This is a genomic window from Streptomyces hoynatensis, assembly GCF_003626535.1.
GTDB lineage: Bacteria > Actinomycetota > Actinomycetes > Streptomycetales > Streptomycetaceae > Streptomyces > Streptomyces hoynatensis.
The window spans coordinates 1-22,566 of sequence record NZ_RBAL01000019.1; the positions used below are offsets into that span (position 1 = coordinate 1).

The 22,566-nt window shown below is 74.7% G+C and carries 22 protein-coding genes and 1 pseudogene; 8 read left to right on the forward strand and 15 right to left on the reverse strand.

What is annotated here, in order from left to right; all coding sequences use genetic code 11:
* From D7294_RS25030 to D7294_RS25055, 6 genes and pseudogenes are all read right to left on the reverse strand, one after another.
* Window positions 1-596, reverse strand: a pseudogene (locus D7294_RS25030) (hypothetical protein); the annotation flags it as partial.
* Window positions 597-776: 180 nt separating this feature from the next.
* The gene (cbiE, locus tag D7294_RS25035) at window positions 777-2,036 is read right to left on the reverse strand and encodes a precorrin-6y C5,15-methyltransferase (decarboxylating) subunit CbiE (RefSeq protein ID WP_120683597.1); all 1,260 of its coding nucleotides are present in this window, start codon (window positions 2,034-2,036) and stop codon (window positions 777-779) included.
* Between the two features lie 96 nt (window positions 2,037-2,132).
* A complete protein-coding gene (locus D7294_RS25040; RefSeq protein WP_120683599.1) occupies window positions 2,133-2,747 on the reverse strand; it encodes a GNAT family N-acetyltransferase in 615 nt (204 codons plus the stop codon).
* Between the two features lie 107 nt (window positions 2,748-2,854).
* Window positions 2,855-3,721, reverse strand: coding sequence for a MetQ/NlpA family ABC transporter substrate-binding protein (locus D7294_RS25045; RefSeq protein WP_120683601.1), 867 nt, complete (start codon window positions 3,719-3,721; stop codon window positions 2,855-2,857).
* Between the two features lie 105 nt (window positions 3,722-3,826).
* On the reverse strand, window positions 3,827-4,498 hold the full coding sequence (locus D7294_RS25050) for a methionine ABC transporter permease (RefSeq protein ID WP_120683603.1): 672 nt from the start codon (window positions 4,496-4,498) through the stop codon (window positions 3,827-3,829).
* Window positions 4,495-5,658, reverse strand: a complete 1,164-nt coding sequence (locus D7294_RS25055; protein WP_120683605.1) for a methionine ABC transporter ATP-binding protein — start codon at window positions 5,656-5,658, stop codon at window positions 4,495-4,497. The genes D7294_RS25050 and D7294_RS25055 overlap by 4 nt, the downstream gene beginning before the upstream one ends.
* A gap of 403 nt (window positions 5,659-6,061) precedes the next feature.
* Between D7294_RS25055 and D7294_RS25060 the strand changes: the two genes are divergently transcribed.
* Window positions 6,062-6,436 carry a hypothetical protein gene (locus D7294_RS25060; protein WP_120683607.1) on the forward strand — a complete coding sequence of 125 codons (375 nt, stop codon included), beginning with the start codon at window positions 6,062-6,064 and terminating at the stop codon, window positions 6,434-6,436.
* Entirely contained in the window at window positions 6,429-6,926 is a 498-nt protein-coding gene (locus D7294_RS25065) for a hypothetical protein (RefSeq protein WP_422070739.1), read from the forward strand. The genes D7294_RS25060 and D7294_RS25065 overlap by 8 nt, the downstream gene beginning before the upstream one ends.
* Before the next feature lie 106 nt (window positions 6,927-7,032).
* Here the strand turns inward: D7294_RS25065 and D7294_RS25070 are convergent, their stop codons facing one another.
* Both D7294_RS25070 and D7294_RS25075 read right to left on the reverse strand, forming a co-directional pair.
* Window positions 7,033-7,533 carry a GNAT family N-acetyltransferase gene (locus D7294_RS25070; RefSeq protein ID WP_120683608.1) on the reverse strand — a complete coding sequence of 167 codons (501 nt, stop codon included), beginning with the start codon at window positions 7,531-7,533 and terminating at the stop codon, window positions 7,033-7,035.
* 198 nt (window positions 7,534-7,731) lie between these two features.
* Window positions 7,732-8,919 (reverse strand): glycerophosphodiester phosphodiesterase, encoded by a 1,188-nt coding sequence (locus tag D7294_RS25075; RefSeq protein WP_120683610.1) that lies wholly within the window; start codon window positions 8,917-8,919, stop codon window positions 7,732-7,734.
* 318 nt (window positions 8,920-9,237) lie between these two features.
* On the opposite strand from D7294_RS25075, the gene D7294_RS25080 reads away from it, so the two are divergent.
* On the forward strand, window positions 9,238-9,918 hold the full coding sequence (locus tag D7294_RS25080; protein ID WP_120683612.1) for a lysophospholipid acyltransferase family protein: 681 nt from the start codon (window positions 9,238-9,240) through the stop codon (window positions 9,916-9,918).
* A gap of 164 nt (window positions 9,919-10,082) precedes the next feature.
* Here the strand turns inward: D7294_RS25080 and D7294_RS25085 are convergent, their stop codons facing one another.
* A complete protein-coding gene (locus tag D7294_RS25085; RefSeq protein ID WP_120683614.1) occupies window positions 10,083-11,057 on the reverse strand; it encodes an aldo/keto reductase in 975 nt (324 codons plus the stop codon).
* A gap of 253 nt (window positions 11,058-11,310) precedes the next feature.
* On the opposite strand from D7294_RS25085, the gene D7294_RS25090 reads away from it, so the two are divergent.
* Window positions 11,311-12,312 carry a Gfo/Idh/MocA family protein gene (locus tag D7294_RS25090; RefSeq protein WP_120683616.1) on the forward strand — a complete coding sequence of 334 codons (1,002 nt, stop codon included), beginning with the start codon at window positions 11,311-11,313 and terminating at the stop codon, window positions 12,310-12,312.
* A gap of 74 nt (window positions 12,313-12,386) precedes the next feature.
* On the opposite strand, the gene argH is transcribed toward D7294_RS25090, so the two are convergent.
* Window positions 12,387-13,838 carry an argininosuccinate lyase gene (gene argH / locus D7294_RS25095; RefSeq protein ID WP_120683618.1) on the reverse strand — a complete coding sequence of 484 codons (1,452 nt, stop codon included), beginning with the start codon at window positions 13,836-13,838 and terminating at the stop codon, window positions 12,387-12,389.
* Window positions 13,835-15,031 carry an argininosuccinate synthase gene (locus D7294_RS25100; RefSeq protein WP_120683621.1) on the reverse strand — a complete coding sequence of 399 codons (1,197 nt, stop codon included), beginning with the start codon at window positions 15,029-15,031 and terminating at the stop codon, window positions 13,835-13,837. Before D7294_RS25100 ends, argH begins: the two co-directional genes overlap by 4 nt.
* Window positions 15,032-15,275: 244 nt before the next feature.
* Between D7294_RS25100 and D7294_RS25105 the strand changes: the two genes are divergently transcribed.
* The 4 genes from D7294_RS25105 (at window position 15,276) to D7294_RS25115 (ending at window position 18,623) form a co-directional block, all read left to right on the forward strand.
* On the forward strand, window positions 15,276-15,632 hold the full coding sequence (locus D7294_RS25105; protein WP_120683623.1) for a VOC family protein: 357 nt from the start codon (window positions 15,276-15,278) through the stop codon (window positions 15,630-15,632).
* A gap of 277 nt (window positions 15,633-15,909) precedes the next feature.
* Entirely contained in the window at window positions 15,910-16,074 is a 165-nt protein-coding gene (locus tag D7294_RS32070; protein ID WP_158674690.1) for a hypothetical protein, read from the forward strand.
* Window positions 16,071-17,165 carry a polyprenyl synthetase family protein gene (locus D7294_RS25110; protein ID WP_120683625.1) on the forward strand — a complete coding sequence of 365 codons (1,095 nt, stop codon included), beginning with the start codon at window positions 16,071-16,073 and terminating at the stop codon, window positions 17,163-17,165. Before D7294_RS32070 ends, D7294_RS25110 begins: the two co-directional genes overlap by 4 nt.
* 303 nt (window positions 17,166-17,468) lie before the next feature.
* On the forward strand, window positions 17,469-18,623 hold the full coding sequence (locus D7294_RS25115; protein ID WP_338325693.1) for a 4-hydroxy-3-methylbut-2-enyl diphosphate reductase: 1,155 nt from the start codon (window positions 17,469-17,471) through the stop codon (window positions 18,621-18,623).
* Here D7294_RS25115 and D7294_RS25120 read toward each other — a convergent pair.
* The 4 genes from D7294_RS25120 to argJ are packed head-to-tail and all read right to left on the reverse strand — an operon-like array spanning window position 18,508 to window position 22,543.
* A complete protein-coding gene (locus D7294_RS25120) occupies window positions 18,508-19,107 on the reverse strand; it encodes an arginine repressor (protein WP_120683629.1) in 600 nt (199 codons plus the stop codon). The two genes, D7294_RS25115 and D7294_RS25120, sit on opposite strands and share 116 nt — an antisense overlap.
* Before the next feature lie 21 nt (window positions 19,108-19,128).
* Complete coding sequence (locus D7294_RS25125; RefSeq protein WP_120683631.1) at window positions 19,129-20,316, reverse strand: acetylornithine transaminase; 1,188 nt, start codon at window positions 20,314-20,316, stop codon at window positions 19,129-19,131.
* The gene (gene argB / locus D7294_RS25130; protein ID WP_174248439.1) at window positions 20,313-21,395 is read right to left on the reverse strand and encodes an acetylglutamate kinase; all 1,083 of its coding nucleotides are present in this window, start codon (window positions 21,393-21,395) and stop codon (window positions 20,313-20,315) included. The genes D7294_RS25125 and argB overlap by 4 nt, the downstream gene beginning before the upstream one ends.
* Complete coding sequence (gene argJ / locus D7294_RS25135; protein WP_120683633.1) at window positions 21,392-22,543, reverse strand: bifunctional glutamate N-acetyltransferase/amino-acid acetyltransferase ArgJ; 1,152 nt, start codon at window positions 22,541-22,543, stop codon at window positions 21,392-21,394. The genes argB and argJ overlap by 4 nt, the downstream gene beginning before the upstream one ends.
* Window positions 22,544-22,566 lie beyond the last annotated feature (23 nt).

Genomic DNA, 22,566 nt, shown 5'->3' on the forward strand with positions numbered 1-22,566 from the left:
GATCTAGCGCCGCGGTCGGCGCCGGGCCGGCGGGCCGGCGCGGGCGCGGCGGCGGGCCTGGGCGGTGCCGGGGCCGCCGGATGGGCGGGAGCGGCGGGTGCCGCGGCGGGCCGGACGGCCTGGGCCCCTCCCGCGGGCCCTGGCTCGCCGGCCTGGCGGGCCCCGGCCCAGGCGCCCGGCTGCGGCGGGAGGGTGCCGGAGAGCCGGGGCGGCGCCTCGCCCACCTCGGCCGCGATGTCGAGGTACTCCGGCTCGGTCGGCGTTCCCGCGGGGCGCCGCACGGGGGCGGGCGGGCGGATGACGGCGGGCCGGGAGGCGCCCTCGGCCCAGGCGCCGCTCGACCCCGGCATCAGGAGGTCCTCCTCCTCGGCCGCCTCGTCCGCGGACTCGTCGATCTCGCCGGGGAACTCGCCCGGGAACGCGTCCTGATACTCGCCTGGGACGGGGAACGCGGGCGCGGCCGCCACGGGTTGCCCGGGTCGGGGGTGCCGCTCGCCGGTCTGCTCCGGCGCGAGTTCCGGCTGGTCGTGGGCCTCCTGCCGGGCGTCCGCCCGCTCCGGCGCTCCCGCCTCGGGCACCTGACCGGTGTCCGTCATGCCTCCACCTTGCCCATCCCGCGGCCCCTGGCACAGCTCATCGCACGAGCTCCTTCCCACTCCGGACATGACGGACGAAACGTCAAGTCCGGCCGACGGCACAACGGTCCATCAGCCTACCCGTGCCGTCGCGCGACGCCGGTCACGGGTGGGCGGGTGATCCCGGATGATCCCGGTTCGTCACCGGTGGGTTCCGAGCCGGCTTCCGGACAGCAGGAAGACGACGGTCCGGCCCCGCTCCGACCAGTCCCCGGTGTCCAGATGCACCGACTGCAGCAGGGTGCACTCGACGGCGTAGCCCGCGCCGGCCAGCACCCGGCCCGCCGCCTCGGCCTGATCCCGCGTCATCGCGTGGGTGACGATGCGCTGCGGCCTGCGGTCGGCGCAGGCGACGAGGGTGCGCGGGCCGCCGCCGCCGATCCGCACCACGTCGGGCTCCGGCAGGTCGGCGAGCGCCTGCGGCGCGACCCCGTGCAGGGTGTGCAGCTGGACGCCGAGCCTGCGGGCGGTTCCCTGCGCCCGGGTCAGCGCCTCCCCGTCGCGGTCTATCGCGATGACGGCCGCCCCGAGCCGGGCCGCGTCCACCGCGGCGAGTCCCGCGCCGCTTCCCACGTCCCACATCAGGTCGCCGATGCCCGGGCCGAGGGCGGCGAGTTCGAGGGCGCGCAGCTGCGGGCTCTGGCCCGCCGTGAGAGACGCGGGCGCCTCCTGCGGCTCCGGCCCCTCCCCCTGCCGGGGGGCGTAGGCGGCGGGGGGCAGGCCCCAGCCGCGCGGCTGGGCGGCGGCGGCCGGGTCGGCCCCGGCGAGCCAGCTGCCGCCCTCGGTGTGCGTCACGCCGCTGCCGCCTATGACGATCAGCAGATTCGGGTCGCTCCAGCGGTGCTGCGAGACGGCGTCCGAGGTGAGGACGGAGACCCGCTCCCGGCCGGTGCCCAGCGACTCGCAGATGACGAAGGTGCGGTGCACCTGGCCGAGCAGCAGGGCGATCTCGGCGGGCCCGGCGCCGGGCGAGGTGAGCACGGCGACCTTCGGGTGGGCGCGGCAGACGTTCACCACGCGGCGCAGCGTGCGGCGGTTGGCGACGACGACGCGGGCGTCCTCCCAGGGCATGCCGACCCGGGCGAACGCGGCGGCCACCGCGGAGACGGCCGGGACCACCTCGACCTCCAGGCCGTGGGCGGGGTTGCGCAGGGCGCGGACGACGCCGAAGAAGCCGGGGTCGCCGTCGGCGAGCACCACGGCCGTGCCGCGGTGGGCGGCGATGCGCCTGGCGGCCACGGACACGCTGCCCAGCTGCACCCGCTCGGCGCGGGCGGGGACTTCCGGGAGGGCCAGGTGGCGCGGCGCGCCGGCGACCAGGGTGGCGGCCTGGAGCGCCGACCTGGCGGCCGGGTCCAGCGGGGAGCCGTCCCATCCGATCACGGTGACGCGGTCGGCCATGGTGTCAGACTCCCGGTGTCGTCGCAGGTCGGGACGCGCAAGAGCCTAAACCGTCAAGGCCGGTTGCGCCGCATCCGGGTGGGCGGCCGGCGGGGCTCAGCGGGCGGGGTTGCCCATCGGGTGCCCCGGCTCCTCCAGGTCCTCGGGCAGCAGGCCCCAGACGATGAGGTCGCTGCGGATGTCGGTCCAGCCGCCGTCCTCGGTGCGGGAGCGGACGATGACGGCGTTGCGCAGGATTCCCTCGCTGATGCAGCCGATCTTCTGGGCCACCTGCTGGGAGGCGGTGTTGCCCGCGGCGGTGCGCAGTTCCAGCCGCTCGAACTTCTGGTCCCCGAACAGCCATTGGGCCAGGGCCAGCACGGATTCCGCGGCATAGCCCTCGCCGCGGGCCCAGGGCGCGATCACGTAGCCGACCTCGGTGGTCAGCGCCCGCCAGTTGGTGTGCATCAGGTGGACGATGCCGACCAGGCGGTGGGTGAGGTGCTCGGTGACGGCCAGGACGATGCCGCGGCCCTCGAGGCGTTCCGCGGGGGCCTGGCGGGCGATCCAGTCGCGGGCCTCAAGGGTGGTGTAGGGGTGGGGCACCGAGGTCCAGGCGACGGTGAGCTCGTCGTTCATCATGTCGGCGAGCTCGGGTATGTCCGCTTCCTCGAACGGGCGCAGCACCAGCCGCTCCGTGCTGATGGAGATGTCGGGGAAGGTGGGTGTCATGCGCCGCTCCTACCTGTGGTCTGCGCAGATCAGCATGCAGCATGGCGGGCGCGCGCGCAGCGCCGGGCCCCGGCCACAGGCGGCCGGGGCCCGGACGGGAAGGGTGCTCAGGAGGCGGGGGTGCCGAAGGCCGGGACGACCGAGCCCTGGTAGGTGTCCTCGATGAACTGCCGCACCTCGTCGGAGTTGAGCAGTTCCGCGAGCTTCTGCACCCGCGGGTCGTCCTCGTTCCCCTCCTTCACGGCCAGGAAGTTCGCGTACGGGTTATTCTCCGCATCCTCGATCAGCAGCGCGTCGTCGGCGGGGGAAAGGCCCGCCTCCAGGGCGTAGTTGCCGTTGATGACGGCGGCGTCCACGTCCTCCAGGGCCCGCGGCAGGGTGGCGGCCTCCAGCTCCTGGAACTTCAGGCCGTGGTCGTCGGTGACGTCGGCCAGGGTGGCGTCGCCGCCGACGCCCTCGGCGAGGTCGATGACGCCGTTCCGCGCGAGCAGTTGCAGGGCCCTGCCCTCGTTGGTGGTGTCGTTGGGGAGGGCGATGGTGTCGCCCGAGACCAGCTCGCCGGCGTCCGTGAGGTCGTCGGAGTACAGGCCGAGGGGCTCCAGGTGGACGTTGACCACCGGGACGATGTGGGTGCCGTTGCTCTCGTTGAAGTCGTCGAGGTACGGCTTGTGCTGGAAGTAGTTGGCGTCCACCTCGCCGTCCTCGACGGCGGTGTTGGGAAGCACGTAGTCGGTGAACTCCCTGACCTCCAGGTTCAGCCCGGCGTCCTCGGCCAGGTTGTCCTTGACGAAGTCGAGGATCTCGGCCTGCGGGACGGGGGTCGCCCCGACGACCAGCGGCTCCGAGGGGTCGGCCTGGGCCCCGTCGCCGCCGGAGCCGGAGCCGGGGTCGGAGTCGGTGCCGCAGGCCGCAAGGCCCAGGGCGAGGGCGGTGGCCGAGGCGAGGAGGACGCTGGTCCTGAGGGAGGTACGCACGAAAAGTGCCTTTCGCTGAGCTGGTGTGGCGAGTCGTTGTCGGTGGTGGGTCCCGGGGTTCCGGGAGGTCTTCTGTCGTGGCCGCGCCCGGGAGGGCGCCGGGGGTCAGCCCGAGGTGCGGGTGCGGCGGGCGAGGAGCCGCACGGCGCCGTCGCCGAGCAGCTGGACCGCGGTCACCACGAGGACGAGGACGGCGACGGTGATCAGGGTGAAGCCGTGCTCGAAGCGCTGGTAGCCGTAGGTGAGGGCGAGGGTGCCGAGGCCGCCGCCGCCGACCGCGCCGGCCATCGCCGAGTAGCCGATGACGGCGATCACGGTGGTGGTCAGGCCCGCGACGAGGGAGGGCAGGGCCTGCGGCAGCAGCACCTTGAGCACCACGGTCCACGTGCCGCCGCCCATCGCCCAGGCCGCCTCGACCAGCCCGTGGTCCACCTCGCGCACGGCGGTCTCCACCAGCCGGGCGAAGAAGGGGATGGCGCCGATGGCCAGGGGCACGATGGCGGCGGTCGGGCCGATGGCGGTGCCGACGATGGACCGGGTCACCGGGATCAGGGCGACCATGAGGATGATGAACGGCAGCGAGCGGCCGACGTTCACCACCACGCCGATGACCCGGTTGAGCGGCAGGTTCTGCAGCGGGCCGCCGCGGTCGGTGAGGACCAGCAGCACGCCGAGCGGGAGCCCGCCGAGGACGGCGACCAGGGTCGACCAGAAGGTCATGTAGAGGGTGTCGATGGTGCCCTGTTCCAGCAGGGGGCGCATCTCTTCCCAGGTCATGCGGCACCTCCCTCGGCACCCTCGGCGCCCACGGTCTCCGCGCCCTCCCCGGCTTCCCCGGCTTCCCCGGCTCGGCCGGCTGCCGCGGTCCGGCCGGAGGCGGGCGGGGGCGGTGGGGCGCCGTCCGGCGGTGGGGCGCCTTGGCCCGGCAGGCCGGCCTGCGCGGGGAGTTCCACGGTGAGCCCCTGCTCGCGCAGGAAGCCGATGGCCAGGACGTTGTCCTCGAAGGTGCCGGGCAGCTCGATCCGCATCCGGCCGACCTGGTGGCCCCCCACGGTGTCCAGGGCGGCGCCGACGATGGAGACGTCGATGCCGTGGGTGCGGGCGAGCCGGGAGACGACCGGGTCCCCGGCGGTGGCGCCGTGGAAGGTGAGGTCGACGGTGGTGCGGCCGGCCGCGCCCTGCGGCCCGCCGACGGGGAACAGCTCGTGCGCGAGCCGGGAGCCCGGGGTGGCGAGCAGCTCGGAGACGGCGCCGGACTCGACGATCCGGCCCTCGGCCATGAGCGCCGCGGAGTCGCACACCGTCTTGACCACGTCCATCTCGTGCGTGATGAGCAGGATCGTCAGGCCGAGCTGCCGGTTGAGGTCGCGCAGCAGGCCGAGCACCGAGCGGGTGGTCTCCGGGTCGAGGGCCGAGGTGGCCTCGTCGGAGAGCAGCACCTTGGGGTCGCCGGCCAGGGCCCTGGCGATGCCCACGCGCTGCTTCTGGCCACCGGAGAGCTGGGCCGGGTACGCCTTGGCCTTGTCCGCCAGGCCGACCAGGTCCAGCAGTTCGAGGGCCTTGCGGGAGCGCTCGCGGCGGCCGAGGCCGAGGATCTCCAGGGGCAGTTCGACGTTGCCCTTGACGGTGCGCGAGGACAGCAGGTTGAAGTGCTGGAAGATCATGCCGATCCTGGCGCGGGCCTGGCGCAGCGGGCGGCGGGCGCGGTGGCCGCGCCCGCCGAGGGCGGTGAGGTCGACGCCGTCCACGGTGACCGTGCCCGAGGTGGGGCGCTCCAGCAGGTTGAGGCAGCGGATCAGGGTGGACTTCCCGGCGCCGCTGCGGCCGATGACGCCGAAGACCTCGCCCGGCCTGACGTGCAGGCTGACGCCGTCGAGCGCGGTGACCTCGCGGTCGCGCGAGCGGTAGACCTTGGTGAGATCCGTCGTGGTGATCACTGGGTTCCGTCACTGTCGGGCGCCCGGGGCGCGGCGGGGCGCGGCCCCGGGCGCGGGGCACTTCTGGGGGCAGGCTCGCGCCGGGGCGCGGCAGGGCGAGGGGGCGACCGCGAGAGTCAGGGCGCGGCCGGGGAGGAGCCGCGGGCGGGGTGCCGGGGCGGCGGCGTCCCGGTCCTGAGGCGGCTCGTCAGCGGGCGCACATTCGACAACGACAGCGCGCACCGGGCATCAGCACTGCCTCGGTCGCCGCGAACAGTCCGCTCGTCGTCGTCATGTGCACAAGTAAAACAGACGTACGCAGCAGGTGGCCCGTCCACCAGGTGCGCTGTGGCCGATGCCACGTTCCGCAGCTCCGCGGGGCCCGGCTGCCCGGCCGCCGGGGCCGCACCGTAGAGTCGGCGGCATGCTTACGCCGCTGACGGTCGCGGTCGCGGTGGCCGCCCTGCTGCTCGCCGCCTGGTGCGGACTCGCGGCTTCGAGGAACCAGCCGGTGAAGGACTGGCACTACGGGGGCATGGCCGTGGTGCTGCTCCTGGCCCTGGGGCAGCTGGTGGTCGGCGTGGTGCGGCTGGCCGGCGGGGACCGGCCGGCCGGCGAGGGCACGGCCGTCTTCCTGGCCTACCTGGTGGCGGTACTGCTGTGCCTGCCCGTGGTCGGGATCGTCTCGCTGAGCGAGCGGACGCGCTGGGGTTCGGCGACGGTCTCGGCGGGGGCGGTGGTGCTCGCGGTGCTCCAGCTGCGGCTGGTCGACATCTGGTCGGGAGGCGTCGGTGGCTGAGGACGTGCGCGAGGCGGCCGGCCCGGCGGGCGCGGCCGGGCAACGGGAGCGGGGCGCGGAGGCGGCGCGGCGCAGCCTGCGCGAGGGCCCGGGCCGGCTGCTGGTGACCCTGTACGGGGTGTTCACCGTGGGGGCCGCCTCCCGGTCGGCGTACCAGCTGAGCACCAAGTTCCACGAGGCGCCGCTTGCCTACCTGCTGTCGGCGCTGGCGGCCCTGGTGTACGCCTTCATCACGCTCTCGCTGGTGCGCGGCGGCCGGACGGCGCGGCGGGTGGCCATGGTGTGCTGCGCGGCGGAGCTGACCGGCGTGCTGACGGTGGGGACCTGGACGCTCCTCGACCCCTCGGCGTTCCCCGACGCGACGGTCTGGTCGGACTACGGCCTCGGCTACGTGTTCTTCCCCGTGGTGCTGCCGGTGACCGGCCTGCTGTGGCTGCGCCGCTCCCGCATGGAGCACGGCCCGGCTGCGCCGGCCGCCTCACCCCGGTGACGCAAGAGGCCGCCGCCCGGGGCCCGTTGGGGGCCGGGGCGGCGGCCGGGAGACCGTTCGGGAGGCGCCGCGGAAACGCCGCGGAAGGGCGGTGGCAGCGCCGGGATCAGGCGCTGGCGGCCAGGGAGGGCGGCGCCTCCTTCTCCAGCGTGATCATGCTCAGGTGGCGCGAGACCTCCTCGGTGGAGACGGGTGCGTAGCCGAGCCTGCGGTACAGGCGGAGGTTGGCCGCGCTGCGGTGGCCGGTGAACAGGCGGTAGCGGGCGGCGTCGCGCTCGGCGGCCAGGCGCTCCTCGATGGCGGCGAGCAGGCGGCCGCCGAGGCCGTGGCGCTGCATCCTCGGGTGCACGATGAGCCGGCCGATGCAGGCGGTGCCGTCGGCGTCCACCGTGCCGCGCACCGAGCCGACCACCTCGGCGCCGAGCCTGGCCACCAGCACGCAGGTCTCGCGTACCTCGGTGCGCAGTTCGGCCAGGGTCTGGGTGAGCGGCTCGATGCCGTAGTCCCCGTACAGCTCGGCTTCCGGCTGGAAACAGAGGTACTGAAGTTTGAGGATCTGCTCGGCATCCTGGTCGGTAGCGTTGTCGATCGTGACGCTCATGCCCATGTGCACACGCCTCCCAAGCGAGGTGTCGAGCCGCCCGGGCGTGCGTGGAGGGTCGTCCGGCCGGCGATTGCCCTGACGGCGCAGGTCAGACCCGCGCCGTCAGCATTGTGCTAGGGAGCCGGGTGCCGGGGGAATGCGTGCGCCCCAACTGGCTTGTGAGATTTCCGACTCGAAGGCCCCGGTCAGCGCGCCCTGTGGTTAGCGCGCCCTGTGGTCGGCGGCGGCCAGCAGCGCGGTGTCGGCCTGGTCGGCGAAGATGCCGTCGATTCCGGTGTCGAAGAACGCGCGGGCCGCCCCGAAGACGTCCCCGTACGCGTTCGGGTCCTCCCCCCTGCGGAACTCCCTGGGCAGGAAGCTGTTTTCGTTGCGCAGGGTGTAGGGGTGGACCAGGAGGCCGGCCTCGTGGGCGTCGCCGACGAGGGAGGTCGGCCGGTCGAGGGTGCCGTCGGAGCGCAGCGGGATGACCAGTTGGGTGGTCGGGCCGATGCCCTGGGCGTAGGCGGAGATCTCCCGCAGCCCGCGGGGGGTCACCAGGTCGGCGACGGTGCGCCGGTCGCCCTGGTCCACGAAGTCCCAGGGGCGGGTGTCCTTGCCGTCGAGGAGGACGACGCGCGGGGTCCGCACCAGCGTCGCCATCCGCTGCATGCTGCTCGGCTCGAACGACTGGAGGATCAGGGGGGAGTCGGCGCGGTCGAGGCGGTGGCCGCGCAGCAGGCGGGCGAGCCGTTCCTCCAGGCCGAGGCCGAGGGAGCGGAAGTAGGTGGGGTGCTTGGTCTCGGTGTAGAGCCAGACCTTGCGCCCGCGGCGGCGGCCCTGCTCCTCGGCCCAGTCGAGCACCTCCTCGTAGGAGGGGATCTGCCAGCGGCCGTCGTAGAGGGTGTTGTCGGGGCGCTGGTCCGGGATGCGCTCGGTGGCCCTGAGGGTCTTGAGCTCGGCGAGGGTGAAGTCCTCGGTGAACCAGCCGGTGTGCTCCTGCCCGTCGACGGTCTTGGTGGTGCGCCGGTCCGCGAACTCGGGGTGGTCGGCCACGTCCGTGGTGCCGGTGATGTCGTTCTCGTGGCGGCACACGAGGTGGCCGTCCTTGGTGGGCACGAGGTCCTGCTCGATGACGTCGGCGCCGAGGTCGAGGGCCAGCTGGTAGGAGCCGAGGGTGTGTTCCGGCCGGTAGCCGGGGGCGCCGCGGTGGCCGATGACCGTGGGCGCCGGGAGGTCGCCGAGCGCGCCGCGGCCGCGGGGCCGCAGGGTGGTGGCGGCGCCGGCGGTGGGCGCCGCGGTGCCGAGCAGCGCGGCGCCGCCCGCGCCCGCCGCCGCCATGCCGAGGAGGGCGCGCCGGCCCACGTGTCGCGTGCGGGTGCCGTCCGCCCCTGTCACCTGCTGAGCTGCCATGGTTTCTCCGTTGAGCTCGCGCCGGGGTGGCCGCGCGCCGGGCGCGGCCCCTTGATCGCGCCCGATCCAAGGCTCTCGCGCTGTCCTCACCGGTACGGGCGAGGAAACGGCTGACGAAGGCACATCAAAACTGAGTATCCAGCGTGTGAACCCTGTGCGCGAGGCGGCGCGGGCCCGGGTATCGTCACCTACCGTGCGGCCGGACGCAGGCCGGACACCGGCCGAACGTCGGCCGGGCGCGGAGCGCCGCTCGCGGAACTCCCCGGCCGGCTCCCGGATCGGCGGGGCCCTCGAGACCATGAACGACCGGAGGGGAAGTTGTCCCGATTCGTGCTGATGAAGGTACTGATCGGCCCGCTGCTCAAGCTGTTCTTCCGTCCGCGGGTCGAGGGGCTCGAACGCGTACCCGAGAGCGGCCCGGTGATCCTGGCAGGCAACCACCTCACCTTCATCGACTCGATCATCCTGCCGCTGATCAGCAAGCGGCAGGTGTTCTTCATCGGGAAGAACGAGTACGTCAAGGGCACCTCCCTCAAGGGTCGCCTGATGGCGTTGTTCTTCACCTCCGTCGGGATGATTCCGGTGGACCGGGACGGCGGGCACGGCGGCGTCGCGGCGCTGATGACCGGGCGGCGCGTGCTGGAGGAGGGCAAGGTCTTCGGGATCTACCCGGAGGGCACCAGGTCCCCCGACGGCCGCCTGTACCGGGGGCGCACCGGCATCGCCCGGCTGACGCTGATGACGGGGGCGCCGGTGGTGCCCTTCGCGATGATCGGGACCGACCGGGTGCAGCCGGGGGGCCGGGGGCTGCCGCGGGTGGGCCGCGGGCGGCAGATCACGGTGAGGTTCGGCGCGCCGCTCGACTTCTCCAGGTACGAGGGCATGGACCGGGACCGCTACGTGCTGCGGGCGGTCACCGACGAGGTGATGACCGAGGTCATGCGGCTCTCCGGCCAGGAGTACGTCGACATGTACGCCACCAAGGTGAAGGCGGCCTGAGCCGCGCGGTGGCGGCGGCCCGGCCCTGCGCCGGGCGCGGGGCCCGGCCTGAGCCCGCCGGCCTGAGCCTGCCGGCACCGGTGCCTGCCGGCACCGGTGCCTGCCGGCACCGGTGCCGGGGAAACGGCCGAAGCCCGCCGGCCGGAGTGAGGCCGGGCCGGCCGTCATCCCCAGGGCAGGGCGGCCCGGTGTGCCCAGTACTCCTCGGCGGGTTCGGCCAGCCGGGTGAGCGCGGCCCGCTGCCCCTCCTCCAGCGGGAGCGTGGCCGCGGCCAGGTTGGCCCGCACCTGGGCGGCGCTCGCGGCGCCGGAGAGGACCACGCCTGCCCAGCCGCAGGCGAGGACGGCGGCCAGGGCCACGGCGTCCGGGGTGGTGCCGAGCCCGGCGGCGATCCGGCGCACCTCGGGCGGGGCGGCCTCCCCGGCCAGGCGGCCGTTGGCCAGGGCCTCCTTGACCAGCACGGTCCTGCCGGCCGCGTGCGCCTCGGCCAGGGCCGGTTCCGCGGAGGGTTCGAGCAGGTTGTACGTGCACTGCACCGTCTGGAACAGCGGGCGGCCCGCCACCGTCACGTCGAGCGCGGCACGCACCGCCTCCGCCTGCCGCGGGCCGCTGGTGCTCAGCCCGATCGTCACCCCCTCGGCGGCGAGCGCGGCCAGGCGCTCGTGCAGCTCCCGGTCGGCGAGCGCGGGGCTGTCCGGGGTGACGGAGTGGATCTGGTACAGGTCCAGGCGCTCGCCGAGCAGGCCGCGGCTCTCGGCCGCCTGCCGCTCGAAGGCGGCGGCGCCGTGGTCCTTCACCTCGGGCACCTCGGCGTCCACCCGCCAGCCTGCGGTGTAGGTGTAGCCCCACTTGCTGCCGACCACGACGTCGCGGGCCGCGGGGCCGCGGGCCTCCAGCCACCCGGCGAGGAACTCCTCGGCGCGGCCGTAGGAGCGTGCGGCGTCGACGTAGCGCACGCCCCCGGCGTGGGCGGCGTCGAGGACCTCGTGGGTGCGCCGGCGCATCGCCTCCGGGGTGCGCTCGGCCGGCAGGTCGCGCGAGCGCCCGAGGTTCAGGTAGCCGGGGCGTCCGACGGCGGCCAGGCCGAGGCCGATCCTGGCGGTGGGCGTGGCGCCCGGGTCGAAGCGGGAGAACGCCATGACGGACCTCGCTCCTCGGGGTGTCGCGGCCCTGCGGGGCCGGTGGGCAGGGGGCGCCCTTACGGTATCCGGCGTCCGCGCCCGGGCGGCGGAAGGCCAGGGCGGCGCGGCCGGGTTGGGGCGCCGGGACGGCGCGGGAGGGGCGCGCGCAGGGGGCGCCGGGCGGTGCGCGGGCCGGCCGTGACTACGATGATCCGGCCGCGAGCGCGGTGGACGGCCCGTTCCGGGCGGGGTTCGAGGAGGGGTGCCGAGGATGAGCGAGCGCGGAGACCTGGCGGCGCGTCCGGTCCGCTGGGGCATTCTGGCCACCGGCTCCATAGCGGCCAGGCTCGCCGGAGACCTGGCCGGGCTGCCCGACGCCGAGGCGGTGGCGGTGGGTTCCCGCTCCCCGGCCGCGGCCGAGGCGTTCGCGCGGCGCTTCGGCATCCCGCGCGCCCACGGGGACTGGGCCTCGCTCGCCGCCGACCCCGAGGTGGACGTGGTGTACGTGGCCACTCCGCACAGCGCCCACCACCGGGCGGTCGCGACCTGCCTGGAGGCGGGGAAGCCGGTGCTGTGCGAGAAGCCCTTCACGCTGAACGCCGCGCAGGCCAAGGAGCTGGTCGCGCTCGCCGAACGGCGCGGGGTCTTCCTGATGGAGGCCATGTGGATGTACTGCAACCCCGCCGTGCGCCGGATGCGGGAGCTGGTGCGCGAGGGCGCCATCGGCGAGGTGCGGGCGGTGCAGGCCGACTTCGGGATCGACCTCCCCTACGACCCGGCGCACCGGCTGCTCGACCCGGCCCTGGGCGGCGGCGCGCTGCTCGACCTCGGCGTCTACCCGGTCTCGTTCGCGCACTTGCTGCTCGGCGAGCCCACCGAGGTGGCGGCCTGGGCGCGGCTGCGTGGCGGCGTGGACCTCACCACGGGGATGGTGCTCGGCCATGCCTCGGGCGCCTGGGCCACGCTGAGCTGCTCGCTGACCGCGGACACGCCGCGGACCGCGGCGGTCACCGGCTCGGCCGGGCGCATCGAGTTCGCGCGCGGCTTCTTCAGCGCGGGCGGCTTCGTGCTGCACCGGCAGGGGCGCGAGCCCGAGGAGATCACCGTGCCGGGGCCGGCGGACACCTTCGTGCACCAGATCGCCGAGGTGGTGCGCTGCCTGCGGGCCGGCGAACGGGAGTCGCCGCTCGTGCCCTGGGAGGGGAGCCTGGCCGTGATGCGCACCCTGGACGCGGTGCGCGAACGCATCGGCCTGCGCTATCCCGGGGAGTGAGGCCGGGGCCGGTGCCGCCGCCGGGCAAGGCGGCGGCACCGGCCCCGTGCGGACCCTGCGGGCCCGCGACGGCTTCAGGCCACCGGGCTGCGGTGGGCGGCGACCCACTGCCGCTGCCTGGCCAGGTCGGCCTTGGTCTCGGCGAGCTGGGCGGCGACCGCCGCCGGGGCGGTGCCTCCGCGGGCGGACCTGGCGGCCAGCGCGCCCTCCACGCTGAGCACCGAGCGGACCTCGGGCGTCAGGTGCGGGGAGATCTTGGCGAACTGCTCGTCGGAGAGCTGGTCGAGCTCGATGTCCTCCGCCTCGCAGACCTTGACGCACTCCCCGGCGATCTCGTGCGCGTCGCGGAACGGGACGCCCTGCTTCACCAGCCACTCGGCGATGTCGGTCGCGAGCGAGAAGCCGGCCGGGGCGAGGGCGGCCATCCGCTCGGCGTTGACGGTGAGCGTGGCGAGCATGCCGGTGAACGCCGGGAGCAGCACCTCGAGTTGGTCGCAGGAGTCGAAGACGGGCTCCTTGTCCTCCTGCAGGTCCCGGTTGTAGGCGAGCGGCAGGGCCTTCAGGGTGGCGAGCAGCCCGGTGAGGTTGCCGATCAGGCGCCCCGACTTGCCGCGGGCGAGCTCGGCGATGTCCGGGTTCTTCTTCTGCGGCATGATCGAGGACCCGGTGGAGAACGCATCGTGCAGGGTCACGAAGGAGAACTCCTTCGTGTTCCAGACGATGATCTCCTCGGCGATGCGGGAGACGTCCACGCCGATCATGGCCGTGACGAAGGCGAACTCGGCGACGAAGTCGCGGGAGGCGGTGCCGTCGATGGAGTTGGCCACCGAGCCGCCCTCGAAGCCGAGGTCCGCGGCCACCGCCTCCGGGTCGAGGCCGAGGGAGGAGCCCGCGAGCGCGCCGGCGCCGTAGGGCGAGACGGCGGTGCGCCGGTCCCACTGCCGCAGCCGCTCGGCGTCCCGCCGCAGGGCCTGGGCGTGGGCGAGCACGTGGTGGGCGAAGAGGACGGGCTGGGCGTGCTGGAAGTGGGTCCTGCCGGGCATGGGCAGCGCTGGGTGGGCGTCGGCCAGCGCGATCAGCGCCTCCTGCAGGTCCGCGATCAGCCCGGCGATGACGCGGGCGTGGTCGCGCAGGTACATGCGGAAGAGGGTGGCCACCTGGTCGTTGCGGGAACGCCCGGCGCGCAGCTTGCCGCCGAGGGCGGGGCCGAGCCGCTCCAGCAGGCCGCGTTCCAGCGCGGTGTGCACGTCCTCGTCGGCCACGGTGCCGGTGAAGGAGCCGTCGGCCACGTCGGCGGCGAGGCGGTCGAGCCCCTCCAGCATCCGCGTCAGCTCCTCCTCGGTGAGCAGCCCGGCCCGCCGGAGGACCCTGGCGTGGGCCCGGGAGCCCGCGATGTCGTAGGGGGCCAGCCGCCAGTCGAAGTGGACGGAGGCGCTGAGCCGCTCCAGGGCCTCGGCGGGCCCGTCCGCGAACCGGCCGCCCCACAGCCGCACGTCGGCGGCCGGCCGCCCCTGCGCCTCGGTCACTGGGCCAGGTCCCGCCGCGCGGCGATCTTGCCGGACATGCCGAAGATCTCGATGAAGCCCTTGGAGAGGGACTGGTCGAAGGCGTCGCCCGTGTCGTAGGTGGCCAGGCTGAAGTCGTACAGGGAGGAGGCCGACCTGCGGCCGGTGACCTGGGCGCGCCCGCCGTGCAGCGTCATCCTGATGTCGCCGCTGACGTGCGCGTTGGCCTCCTCGACGAAGCCGTCGAGGGCCCGCTTCAGCGGGGAGAACCACAGGCCGTCGTAGACCAGCTCGGACCAGCGCTGCTCGACCTGCCGCTTGTAGCGGGCGAGTTCCCGCTCGACCGTGACGTTCTCCAGCTCCTGGTGCGCGGTGATCAGCGCGATGGCGCCCGGGGCCTCGTACACCTCGCGGGACTTGATGCCCACCAGCCGGTCCTCGACCATGTCGATGCGCCCGACGCCCTGCGCGCCCGCCCGCTCGTTGAGCTCCTGGATGGCCTGGAGCACCGTGACCTCGTTGCCGTCGACGGCCACGGGCACGCCGCGCTCGAAGGTGACGACGACCTCGTCGGGCTCGCGCGGGGCGGCCGGGTCCTGGGTGTAGTCGTAGATGTCCTCGATCGGGGCGTTCCAGATGTCCTCGAGGAAGCCGGTCTCGATGGCGCGGCCGAAGACGTTGGCGTCGATGGAGTAGGGCGACTTCTTGGTGGTGACGATCGGCAGGCCCTTCTCCTCGGCGAAGGCGATGGCCTTGTCCCTGGTCATCGCGTAGTCCCGGACGGGGGCGATGCAGGTGAGGTCGGGGGCCAGGGAGGCGATGCCGGCCTCGAAGCGGACCTGGTCGTTGCCCTTGCCGGTGCAGCCGTGGGCCACGGTGCCGGCGCCGTGCTTGCGGGCGGTGGCCGCCAGGTGCTTGACGATGAGCGGCCGGGAGAGCGCGGACACCAGCGGATAGCGGTCCATGTAGAGGCCGTTGGCCTTGATCGCGGGCAGGCAGTACTCCTGCGCGAACTCGTCCTTGGCGTCGACGACCTCGGCCTCGACGGCACCGCAGGCCAGCGCGCGCTTGCGGATGACATCCAGGCTCTCGCCGCCCTGGCCGACGTCCACGGCGACGGCGATCACCTCGGCCCCGGTGGCCTCGGCGATCCAGCCGATGCAGACCGAGGTGTCCAGGCCGCCCGAATAGGCGAGTACGACGCGCTGGGTCACGGGTGTCTCCTTAGGAAGCATGCGCTGACAGGAATAAGTATGCGGCAGCCCGTATGTTTCGTCAATCCGGTGCACTCCGGGGCACGGGGCCCGCGGCGGCCGGGCGCACGCCGCACACCCCGCAACCCCCGCAACCCCCGCCGGTCCCGGCGCGGACCCGGCCGGGCGTACGGCGACGGGCGGGCCTCCCCCGCGGCCGGTACCGTGACGTACGTCACAGCGACTGCGGGCGGAGGGAGTCTCCATGGCCGGTGAGGTGGCGTTCGTCGAGCTGGGCGTGGCCGATCCCACCCTCGCCCGCACCTTCTACGCCGGGCTCTTCGGGTGGACCTTCAGCCCCGGCCCCACCGAGGGCGGCCTGCTGATCTCGGGCCTCGGCGTCGCGGGCGGCCTGCACGGGCAGGACCCGGACGCGCCGCCCCTCGTCTACTTCCGGGCGGGCGACATGGAGGCCGCCCTGCGGAAGGTGCGGGAGCTGGGCGGCTCCGTGGAGAGCGTCGCCCCCGACGGCGACCCGCACCTGCAGGCGCGCCTCGGCCGCTTCGTGCTGTGCCGCGACGACCAGGGCTCCCCCTTCGGCCTGCACCAGCCGCCCGCCTGAGCCCCCGGCCCCCTCTTCTCCCCTCCGCCGCCCCCGGGGCGCGGCGGCAGTCGGGCTCCTCAGCCCGCATCACCCACACGGGTGATTTACCCCTGGCGCGGAACGCTGCGTCGACACCTTTGGCCCTAACAGACCTCCTGGTCAGCACGGTTGCCCGTCCCGGCAACAGCGCGCGTTGGTTTCGCCCGGCGCGCGTGCGCTCGGGAATGCGCCGTTCCGGCCCCCACACTCAGCGGCCAAGCTGACAACACGACCGCCGCGTGGGAGGGAGCCCCGCATGTCCGTTGCCCTCGGCCCTCCGGCCTCTCCTCCGCGGGCCACCGCCCAGGGCCTCGCCTTCGGCGGCCACTCCGCCGGGCGCGCCCTGCCGCGCGCAGCCCGGGAGGCCGGAGCCGCAAGCGCGCGCGCCGGGGGCGAGGAGGAGGCGGAGGCCACGTCATGACGACATTGCCCGACACGGCGCAGCAGGACCGCACCGCGCGCGCCGCGCTGGAACGCGCCCGCACGCTGCTCGACCCGGCGCTGCGCGCCTGGGTGCACCGGCTGCCGGGGCCGGTGGCGCGGGTGGCCTCCTACCACTTCGGCTGGACCGACGGCGCGGGGCGCCCGGCGAGCGGCACGGCGGGCAAGGCGCTGCGCCCGGCGCTGGTCATCGGCTGCGCCGAGGCCGTCGGCGGCACCGCCCAGGCGGCGCTGCCGCCCGCGGTGGCCGTCGAACTCGTGCACAATTTCTCGCTGTTGCACGACGACATCCTGGACGGCGACGCCACCCGCAGGCACCGGCCCACCGCCTGGAAGGTGTTCGGCGCCTCCGCCGCGCTGCTGGCCGGGGACGCCCTGCTGATCCACGCCGGGCGGGTGCTGTCCGACCAGCCGGGGCATCCGCTGTCCGTGACCGGCGTCCGCTGGCTGAGCGAGGCCACCACGCAGCTGATCGAGGGGGAGCAGAGCGACCTCGCCTTCGAGGAACGCGCGCACGTCACGCTCGCCGAGTGCCTGGCGATGAGCGAGCGCAAGACGGCCGCGCTGCTGTCCTGTGCCTGCGCCCTCGGCGCCCTGTGGGGCGGCGGCGCCCCCGAGCAGGTCGACGCGCTGCGCCGCTTCGGCACCCACCTCGGCCTCGCCTTCCAGATCGCCGACGACCTGCTCGGCATCTGGGGGGCGCCCGAGGTGACCGGCAAGCCCGCGGGGGCGGACCTCGCCGCGAGGAAGAAGTCCCTCCCGGTGGCCGCGGCCCTCGACTCGGGCACCGCCGCGGGACGGCGGCTCGCCGAGCGCTACGCCGGGCCGCGGGCCGGGCAGGCGGCGGGCGGGCCGGACGAGCGGCTCTCCGGGGGCCCGGCGGCGCAGGCGGCCGAGGTCGCCGAGCTGACGGCGCTCGTGGAGGAGGCGGGCGGCAGGGCCTGGGCCGAGCGGGCCGCGGGCGAGCAACTCGACCTCGCCCTCGCCTGCCTGGAGGCCGCCCGCCCGGCCCGGTCGGCCGCCGCGGAACTCGCGGCGCTCGCCAGGCTCGCCGCCCGCCGCGACCACTGACCCGGCTCCTCGCGGGCCGGCCCGCCACACCGGGGCCCGCCCGCCACACCGGGGCGCGCCCGCCCGGGCCCGTCCGCCGGGGCACGCGGCCGGGGCGGGAGCCGCGCCCGCCACGCCATGCGCACATCCACGCCGTACCCGGCGCCGGAGCGACCGGCGCCGTCTTCCGATCCGCCGAGAGGGGCTTTCCAGCCGATGGGACCGAGGGCACAGACGGAGCAGCGGAAGGGGGCCGGTTCCCCGAGGCCGCAGGAGAGGCCGCCCGGGAACCGGCAAGGGGGGCCGGGAACGGCGCCGGAGGCCGTGCCGGGAACGCCGCCGCGGGACCCGGCGGGAGGGCGGCGGCCGGGGCACGACCCTCGGACGCAGGCGCCGGCGGGGGCGCAGACGGGTGGGCAGACAGGTGAGCGGACGAGGGGGAAGGTGCTCGTCGCCGCCCCCCGGGGCTTCTGCGCCGGCGTGGAGCGTGCGGTGAGCACCGTGGAGCAGGCGCTGCTCCGCCACGGCCCGCCGGTGTACGTGCGCCGCCAGATCGTGCACAACACCCACGTGGTCGGCGAACTCTCGGCCCGCGGCGCGGTGTTCGTCGAGGAGCTCGACGAGGTCCCCGAGGGGGCGCTCGTGGTCTTCTCCGCGCACGGGGTCTCCCCCGCGGTCCACGCCCAGGCCGCCGCCCGCGGCCTGCGGGTGATCGACGCGGTCTGCCCGCTGGTCACCAAGGTCCACCGGGAGGCCGAGCGGTTCGCGGCCGAGGGCTACGAGATCGCGCTGATCGGCCACGCCGGCCACGAGGAGGTGACCGGCACCGTGGGCCACGCGCCCGGCCACATCCACATCGTGGAGTCGCCCGAGGACGCCGGGCGGCTCTCGGTGTCCGACCCCTCGCGCGTGGTGTGGCTCTCGCAGACCACGCTCGCCGTCGACGAGGTGACGCGTACCGCAGGGGCGCTGCGGGACAGGCTGCCGCTGCTCGCCGACCCGCCGGGCGACGACATCTGCTACGCCAGCCAGAACCGGCAGGACGCGGTGCGCGCGATCGCCGCCCGGTGCGAGCTGCTGCTCGTGGTCGGCTCCGCGAACTCCTCCAACTCCGCGCGCCTGGTGGAGGTCGCGCTGCGGGCCGGGGCGCGCGCCGCCCACCTCGTCGACCACGCGGGGCAGGTCGCCGAGGAGTGGTTCGAGGGCGTGCGCGCGGTCGGCGTCACCTCGGGCGCCTCCGTGCCCGAGGTGCTCGTCACCGAGCTGGTGGCCGCCCTCGCCGCACGCGGCTACCGGGACGTCGAGGAGGTGCAGGTCGCCACGGAGACGCTGCGGTTCGCGATGCCGCGGCCGCTCGCGGCGCTCAGCCCGCGCTCCCCCGCGCCGGGCGGGCCCCCTCCGGCTGCTCCTCCTTCTGCTTCTGCGCCAGCCGCAGCAGGTGGTCCGCGAGCGACTGCCCGCCCACCGGATCGCGGCTGATCAGCAGCAGCGTGTCGTCGCCCGCGATGGTGCCGAGGATGTCGTGCACCTCGGCCTGGTCGATCGCGGAGGCGAGGAACTGGGCGGCGCCGGGCGGGGTGCGCAGCACGACCAGGTTGGCCGAGGCCTCCGCCGAGATCAGCAGCTCGCCGGCGAGCCTGGCCATCCGCTCCTCCTTGGCCGACTCCCCCAGCGGGGCGCGGGGGGTGCGGAACCCGCCCTCGCTCGGCACGGCGTAGATCAGCTCGCCCGCCGCGTTGCGGATCTTCACCGCGCCCAGCTCGTCGAGATCGCGGCTGAGCGTCGCCTGCGTGACGCTCAGCCCGTCGTCCGCCAGCAGCTTGGCCAGCTGGCTCTGGGAGCGCACCGGCTGCCGGTTGAGCAACTCCACGATCCTGCGGTGCCTCGCGGTGCGGGTCTGCGGCACCGCGGGACCGCCGGCGGGTCTCGCGGATCCCCCCGCCGGCCGGCGCTCGTCGCTCATGTCCCCCTCCGGGTCATCGGGTCACGGCGCGGAGGAATCCGCGTCGTCGAGCACGGCGGGCAGCACCCTGAGGAACGCCTCCACCTCGGCCTCGCCGATGATCAGCGGCGGAGCGAGCCGCACCACGTCGGGCACGGCGGCGTTCACCAGGAGACCCGCGTCCTGGGCCGCCCGTTGCACCTGGGGCGCGAGCGGCTCGGTGAGCACGATACCGAGCAGCAGGCCCGCGCCCCTGACACCCTCCACGAGGGGGTGTCCCAGGTTCCAGATGCCGTCGCGCAGCCGTTCGCCGGTCTCCTTGACCCGCTGGAGCAGACCCTCGGACTCGATGGTGTCGAGCACGGCGAGCGCCGCGGCGCAGGAGACCGGGTTGCCGCCGAAGGTGGAGCCGTGCCCACCGGGGGCGAGCAGGTCGGCGGCCTCCCCGAAGGCGAGGGTGGCGCCGATGGGCAGCCCGGCCGCCAGGCCCTTGGCGAGGGTGACGACGTCGGGTTCGACGCCCTGGGCCTGGCAGGCGAACCAGTGGCCGGTCCTGCCGATGCCGGTCTGCACCTCGTCGAGGACCAGGAGGGTGCCGGTGGCCCGGGTGATCTCGCGGGCGGCGGCGAGGTAGCCCTCGGGCGGCACGACGACGCCGTTCTCGCCCTGGATGGGTTCGAGGATCACCAGCGCGGTGTCCGTGGTGACGGCGGCCCGCAGCGCCTCGGCGTCGCCGTAGGGCACGTGGGTCACCTCGCCCGGCAGGGGCTGGAACCCCCGCTGCTTGGCGGGCTGCCCGGTGAGGGCGAGGGCGCCCATGGTGCGGCCGTGGAAGCCGCCCTGGGTGGCCACCATGTGGCGGCGCCCGGTGAGCCGGCCGATCTTGAACGCCGCCTCGACGGATTCCGCCCCGGAGTTGGAGAAGTAGACCCGGCCCTGGCGCCCGTCAAGGGACAGCAGCCGCTCGGCGAGGGTCACGGGGGGCTCGGCCACGAAGAGGTTGGAGACGTGGCCCAGGCGGGCGATCTGCTCGGAGACCGCCCGGACCACGGCGGGATGGCCGGTGCCCAGGGAGTTGACGGCGATGCCGCCGAGGAAGTCGAGGTACTCCTTGCCGTCGGCGTCCCACAGCCTGGCGCCCGCCCCGCGGACGACGGGCAGGCGCGGGGTGCCGTAGTTGTTCATCAGCGCGCCCTGCCAGCGCGCGGTCAGTGCCTCGTTGCCCGTCACGGCTGTCCCTTTCCGCTTGCGCTTCCCGTTGCGTTTCCCGTTGCGCTTCCCGTGGTGCCCGCCGCTGCGTTTCCCGGCGCCTGCCCCGGCACCTCGCCCGCTGCCTGCCCGGGCGCGCCGTTCGGCCGGTCTCCCGCTGCCCCGTTGGCCGCGGTGGGGTGCCCGGCCGCCGCGGGCGGCGGCTCCGCGGGGTCGGGGACGACCATGGTGCCGACGCCCTCGTCGGTGAAGATCTCCAGCAGGATCGAGTGCTGGACGCGGCCGTCGATGACCCGGGCGGTGCGCACCCCGCTGCGCACGGCGTGCAGGCAGCCCTCCATCTTGGGCACCATGCCGCTGGCCAGGTCGGGCAGCAGCTTCTCCAGCTCGCTGACGGTCAGGCGGCTGATCACCTCGTCGCTGGCCGGCCAGTCGGCGTACAGGCCCTCGACGTCGGTGAGCACCATCAGCGTCTCGGCGCGGAGCGCGGCGGCCAGGGCGGCGGCCGCGGTGTCGGCGTTGACGTTGTAGACGTGGTCGTCGTCGGTGCTGCGGGCGATGGAGGAGACCACGGGGATGCGGCCGTCGTCCAGCAGCGCCTCGATGGCCCCGGTGTCGACGGCGGTGATCTCGCCGACCCGGCCGAGGTCGACCCGCTCCCCCTCGACGTCGGCGAAGCGCTTGGTCGCCGTCATCAGGTGCGCGTCCTCGCCGGTCATGCCGACGGCCAGCGGGCCGTGCCGGTTGAGCAGCCCGACGAGTTCGCGCTGCACCTGACCGGCGAGCACCATGCGGACCACGTCCATGGTCTCCGGGGTGGTGACGCGCAGTCCGGCCTTGAACTCCGAGGTGAGGCCGAGCCGTTCGAGCTGGGCGTTGATCTGGGGGCCGCCGCCGTGGACCACGACGGGGCGCAGTCCCGCGTGGCGCAGGAAGACGATGTCCTGGGCGAAGGCGGCCTTGAGCGAGTCGTCGACCATGGCGTTGCCGCCGAACTTGACCACGACGGTCTTGCCGTGGTGGCGGGTGAGCCAGGGCAGCGCCTCGATGAGGATGCGGGCCTTGGGCAGCGCGGTGTGCTTGCGCGCGGGTGCGGTCATGAGGAGTAGGCGCTGTTCTCGTGTACGTAGTCGGCGGTGAGGTCGTTGGTCCAGATGACGGCGGACTCGCCGCCCGCGGCCAGGTCGGCGGTGATGGTGACCTCGCGGAAGCGCATGTCCACCCGGTCGCGGTCCTCGCCGAACGAGCCGTTCTTGCACACCCACACGCCGTTGATGGCGACGTTCAGCCGGTCGGGCTCGAAGGCGGCCGAGGTGGTGCCGATGGCGGCGAGCACCCGGCCCCAGTTGGGGTCCTCGCCGTGCACGGCGCACTTCAGGAGGTTGTTGCGGGCGATGGAGCGGCCGACCTCCAGGGCGTCCGCCTCGCTCGCCGCGTTGACGACCTCGACGCGGATGTCCTTGGAGGCGCCCTCCGCGTCGCGGATCAGCTGCCCGGCCAGGTCGGCGCAGACGGTGTGCAGGGCCCCGGCGAACTCGGCGGCGTCCGGGGTGACGCCCGAGGCGCCCGAGGCGAGCAGCAGCACGGTGTCGTTGGTGGACATGCAGCCGTCGGAGTCGATCCGGTCGAACGTGGCGGCGGTGGCGGTGCGCAGGGCCGCGTCCAGCGCGGGCGCGTCGAGGTCGGCGTCCGTGGTGAGGACCACGAGCATGGTGGCCAGGCCGGGGGCCAGCATGCCGGCGCCCTTGGCCATGCCGCCCACGGTCCAGCCGGACCCCTCGGCGACCGCGGTCTTGTGCACGGTGTCGGTCGTCTTGATGGCGATGGCCGCCTTCTCGCCGCCGTGCGCGGACAGCGCGCCCGCGGCGGCGTCGACGCCGGGCAGCAGCCTGTCCATCGGGAGCCTGGTGCCGATGAGGCCCGTGGAGGCGACGGCGACCTCGCCCGCGCTGTGGCCGAGGACCCGGGCGGCGTGCTCGGCGGTGGCGTGGGTGTCCTGGAAGCCGAGCGGGCCGGTGCAGGCGTTGGCGCCCCCGGAGTTGAGGACGACCGCGGTGACCCGGCCGCCGCGCAGGACCTGCTCCGACCAGAGCACGGGGGCCGCCTTGACGCGGTTGGAGGTGAAGACCCCGGCCGCGGCGAAGCGCGGGCCCTCGTTGACCACGAGGGCCAGGTCCGGATCGCCGTTCTCCTTGATCCCGGCGGCGACGCCGGCCGCCGTGAATCCCCTTGCCGCGGTGACGCTCACTGCTCAACCCCTCTGTCTGTGGT

Excerpts from the sequence above, each read along its gene's own strand:
- cbiE (WP_120683597.1), bottom strand. The coding sequence starts at position 2,036 with ATGGCCGACCGCGTCACCGTGATCGGATGGGACGGCTCCCCGCTGGAC.
- D7294_RS25040 (WP_120683599.1), bottom strand. The coding sequence starts at position 2,747 with ATGACACCCACCTTCCCCGACATCTCCATCAGCACGGAGCGGCTGGTG.
- D7294_RS25050 (WP_120683603.1), bottom strand. The coding sequence starts at position 4,498 with ATGACCTGGGAAGAGATGCGCCCCCTGCTGGAACAGGGCACCATCGAC.
- D7294_RS25060 (WP_120683607.1), top strand. The coding sequence starts at position 6,062 with ATGCTTACGCCGCTGACGGTCGCGGTCGCGGTGGCCGCCCTGCTGCTC.
- D7294_RS25070 (WP_120683608.1), bottom strand. The coding sequence starts at position 7,533 with ATGGGCATGAGCGTCACGATCGACAACGCTACCGACCAGGATGCCGAG.
- D7294_RS25075 (WP_120683610.1), bottom strand. The coding sequence starts at position 8,919 with ATGGCAGCTCAGCAGGTGACAGGGGCGGACGGCACCCGCACGCGACAC.
- D7294_RS25085 (WP_120683614.1), bottom strand. The coding sequence starts at position 11,057 with ATGGCGTTCTCCCGCTTCGACCCGGGCGCCACGCCCACCGCCAGGATC.
- D7294_RS25090 (WP_120683616.1), top strand. The coding sequence starts at position 11,311 with ATGAGCGAGCGCGGAGACCTGGCGGCGCGTCCGGTCCGCTGGGGCATT.
- D7294_RS25105 (WP_120683623.1), top strand. The coding sequence starts at position 15,276 with ATGGCCGGTGAGGTGGCGTTCGTCGAGCTGGGCGTGGCCGATCCCACC.
- D7294_RS32070 (WP_158674690.1), top strand. The coding sequence starts at position 15,910 with ATGTCCGTTGCCCTCGGCCCTCCGGCCTCTCCTCCGCGGGCCACCGCC.
- D7294_RS25110 (WP_120683625.1), top strand. The coding sequence starts at position 16,071 with ATGACGACATTGCCCGACACGGCGCAGCAGGACCGCACCGCGCGCGCC.
- D7294_RS25120 (WP_120683629.1), bottom strand. The coding sequence starts at position 19,107 with ATGAGCGACGAGCGCCGGCCGGCGGGGGGATCCGCGAGACCCGCCGGC.
- argB (WP_174248439.1), bottom strand. The coding sequence starts at position 21,395 with ATGACCGCACCCGCGCGCAAGCACACCGCGCTGCCCAAGGCCCGCATC.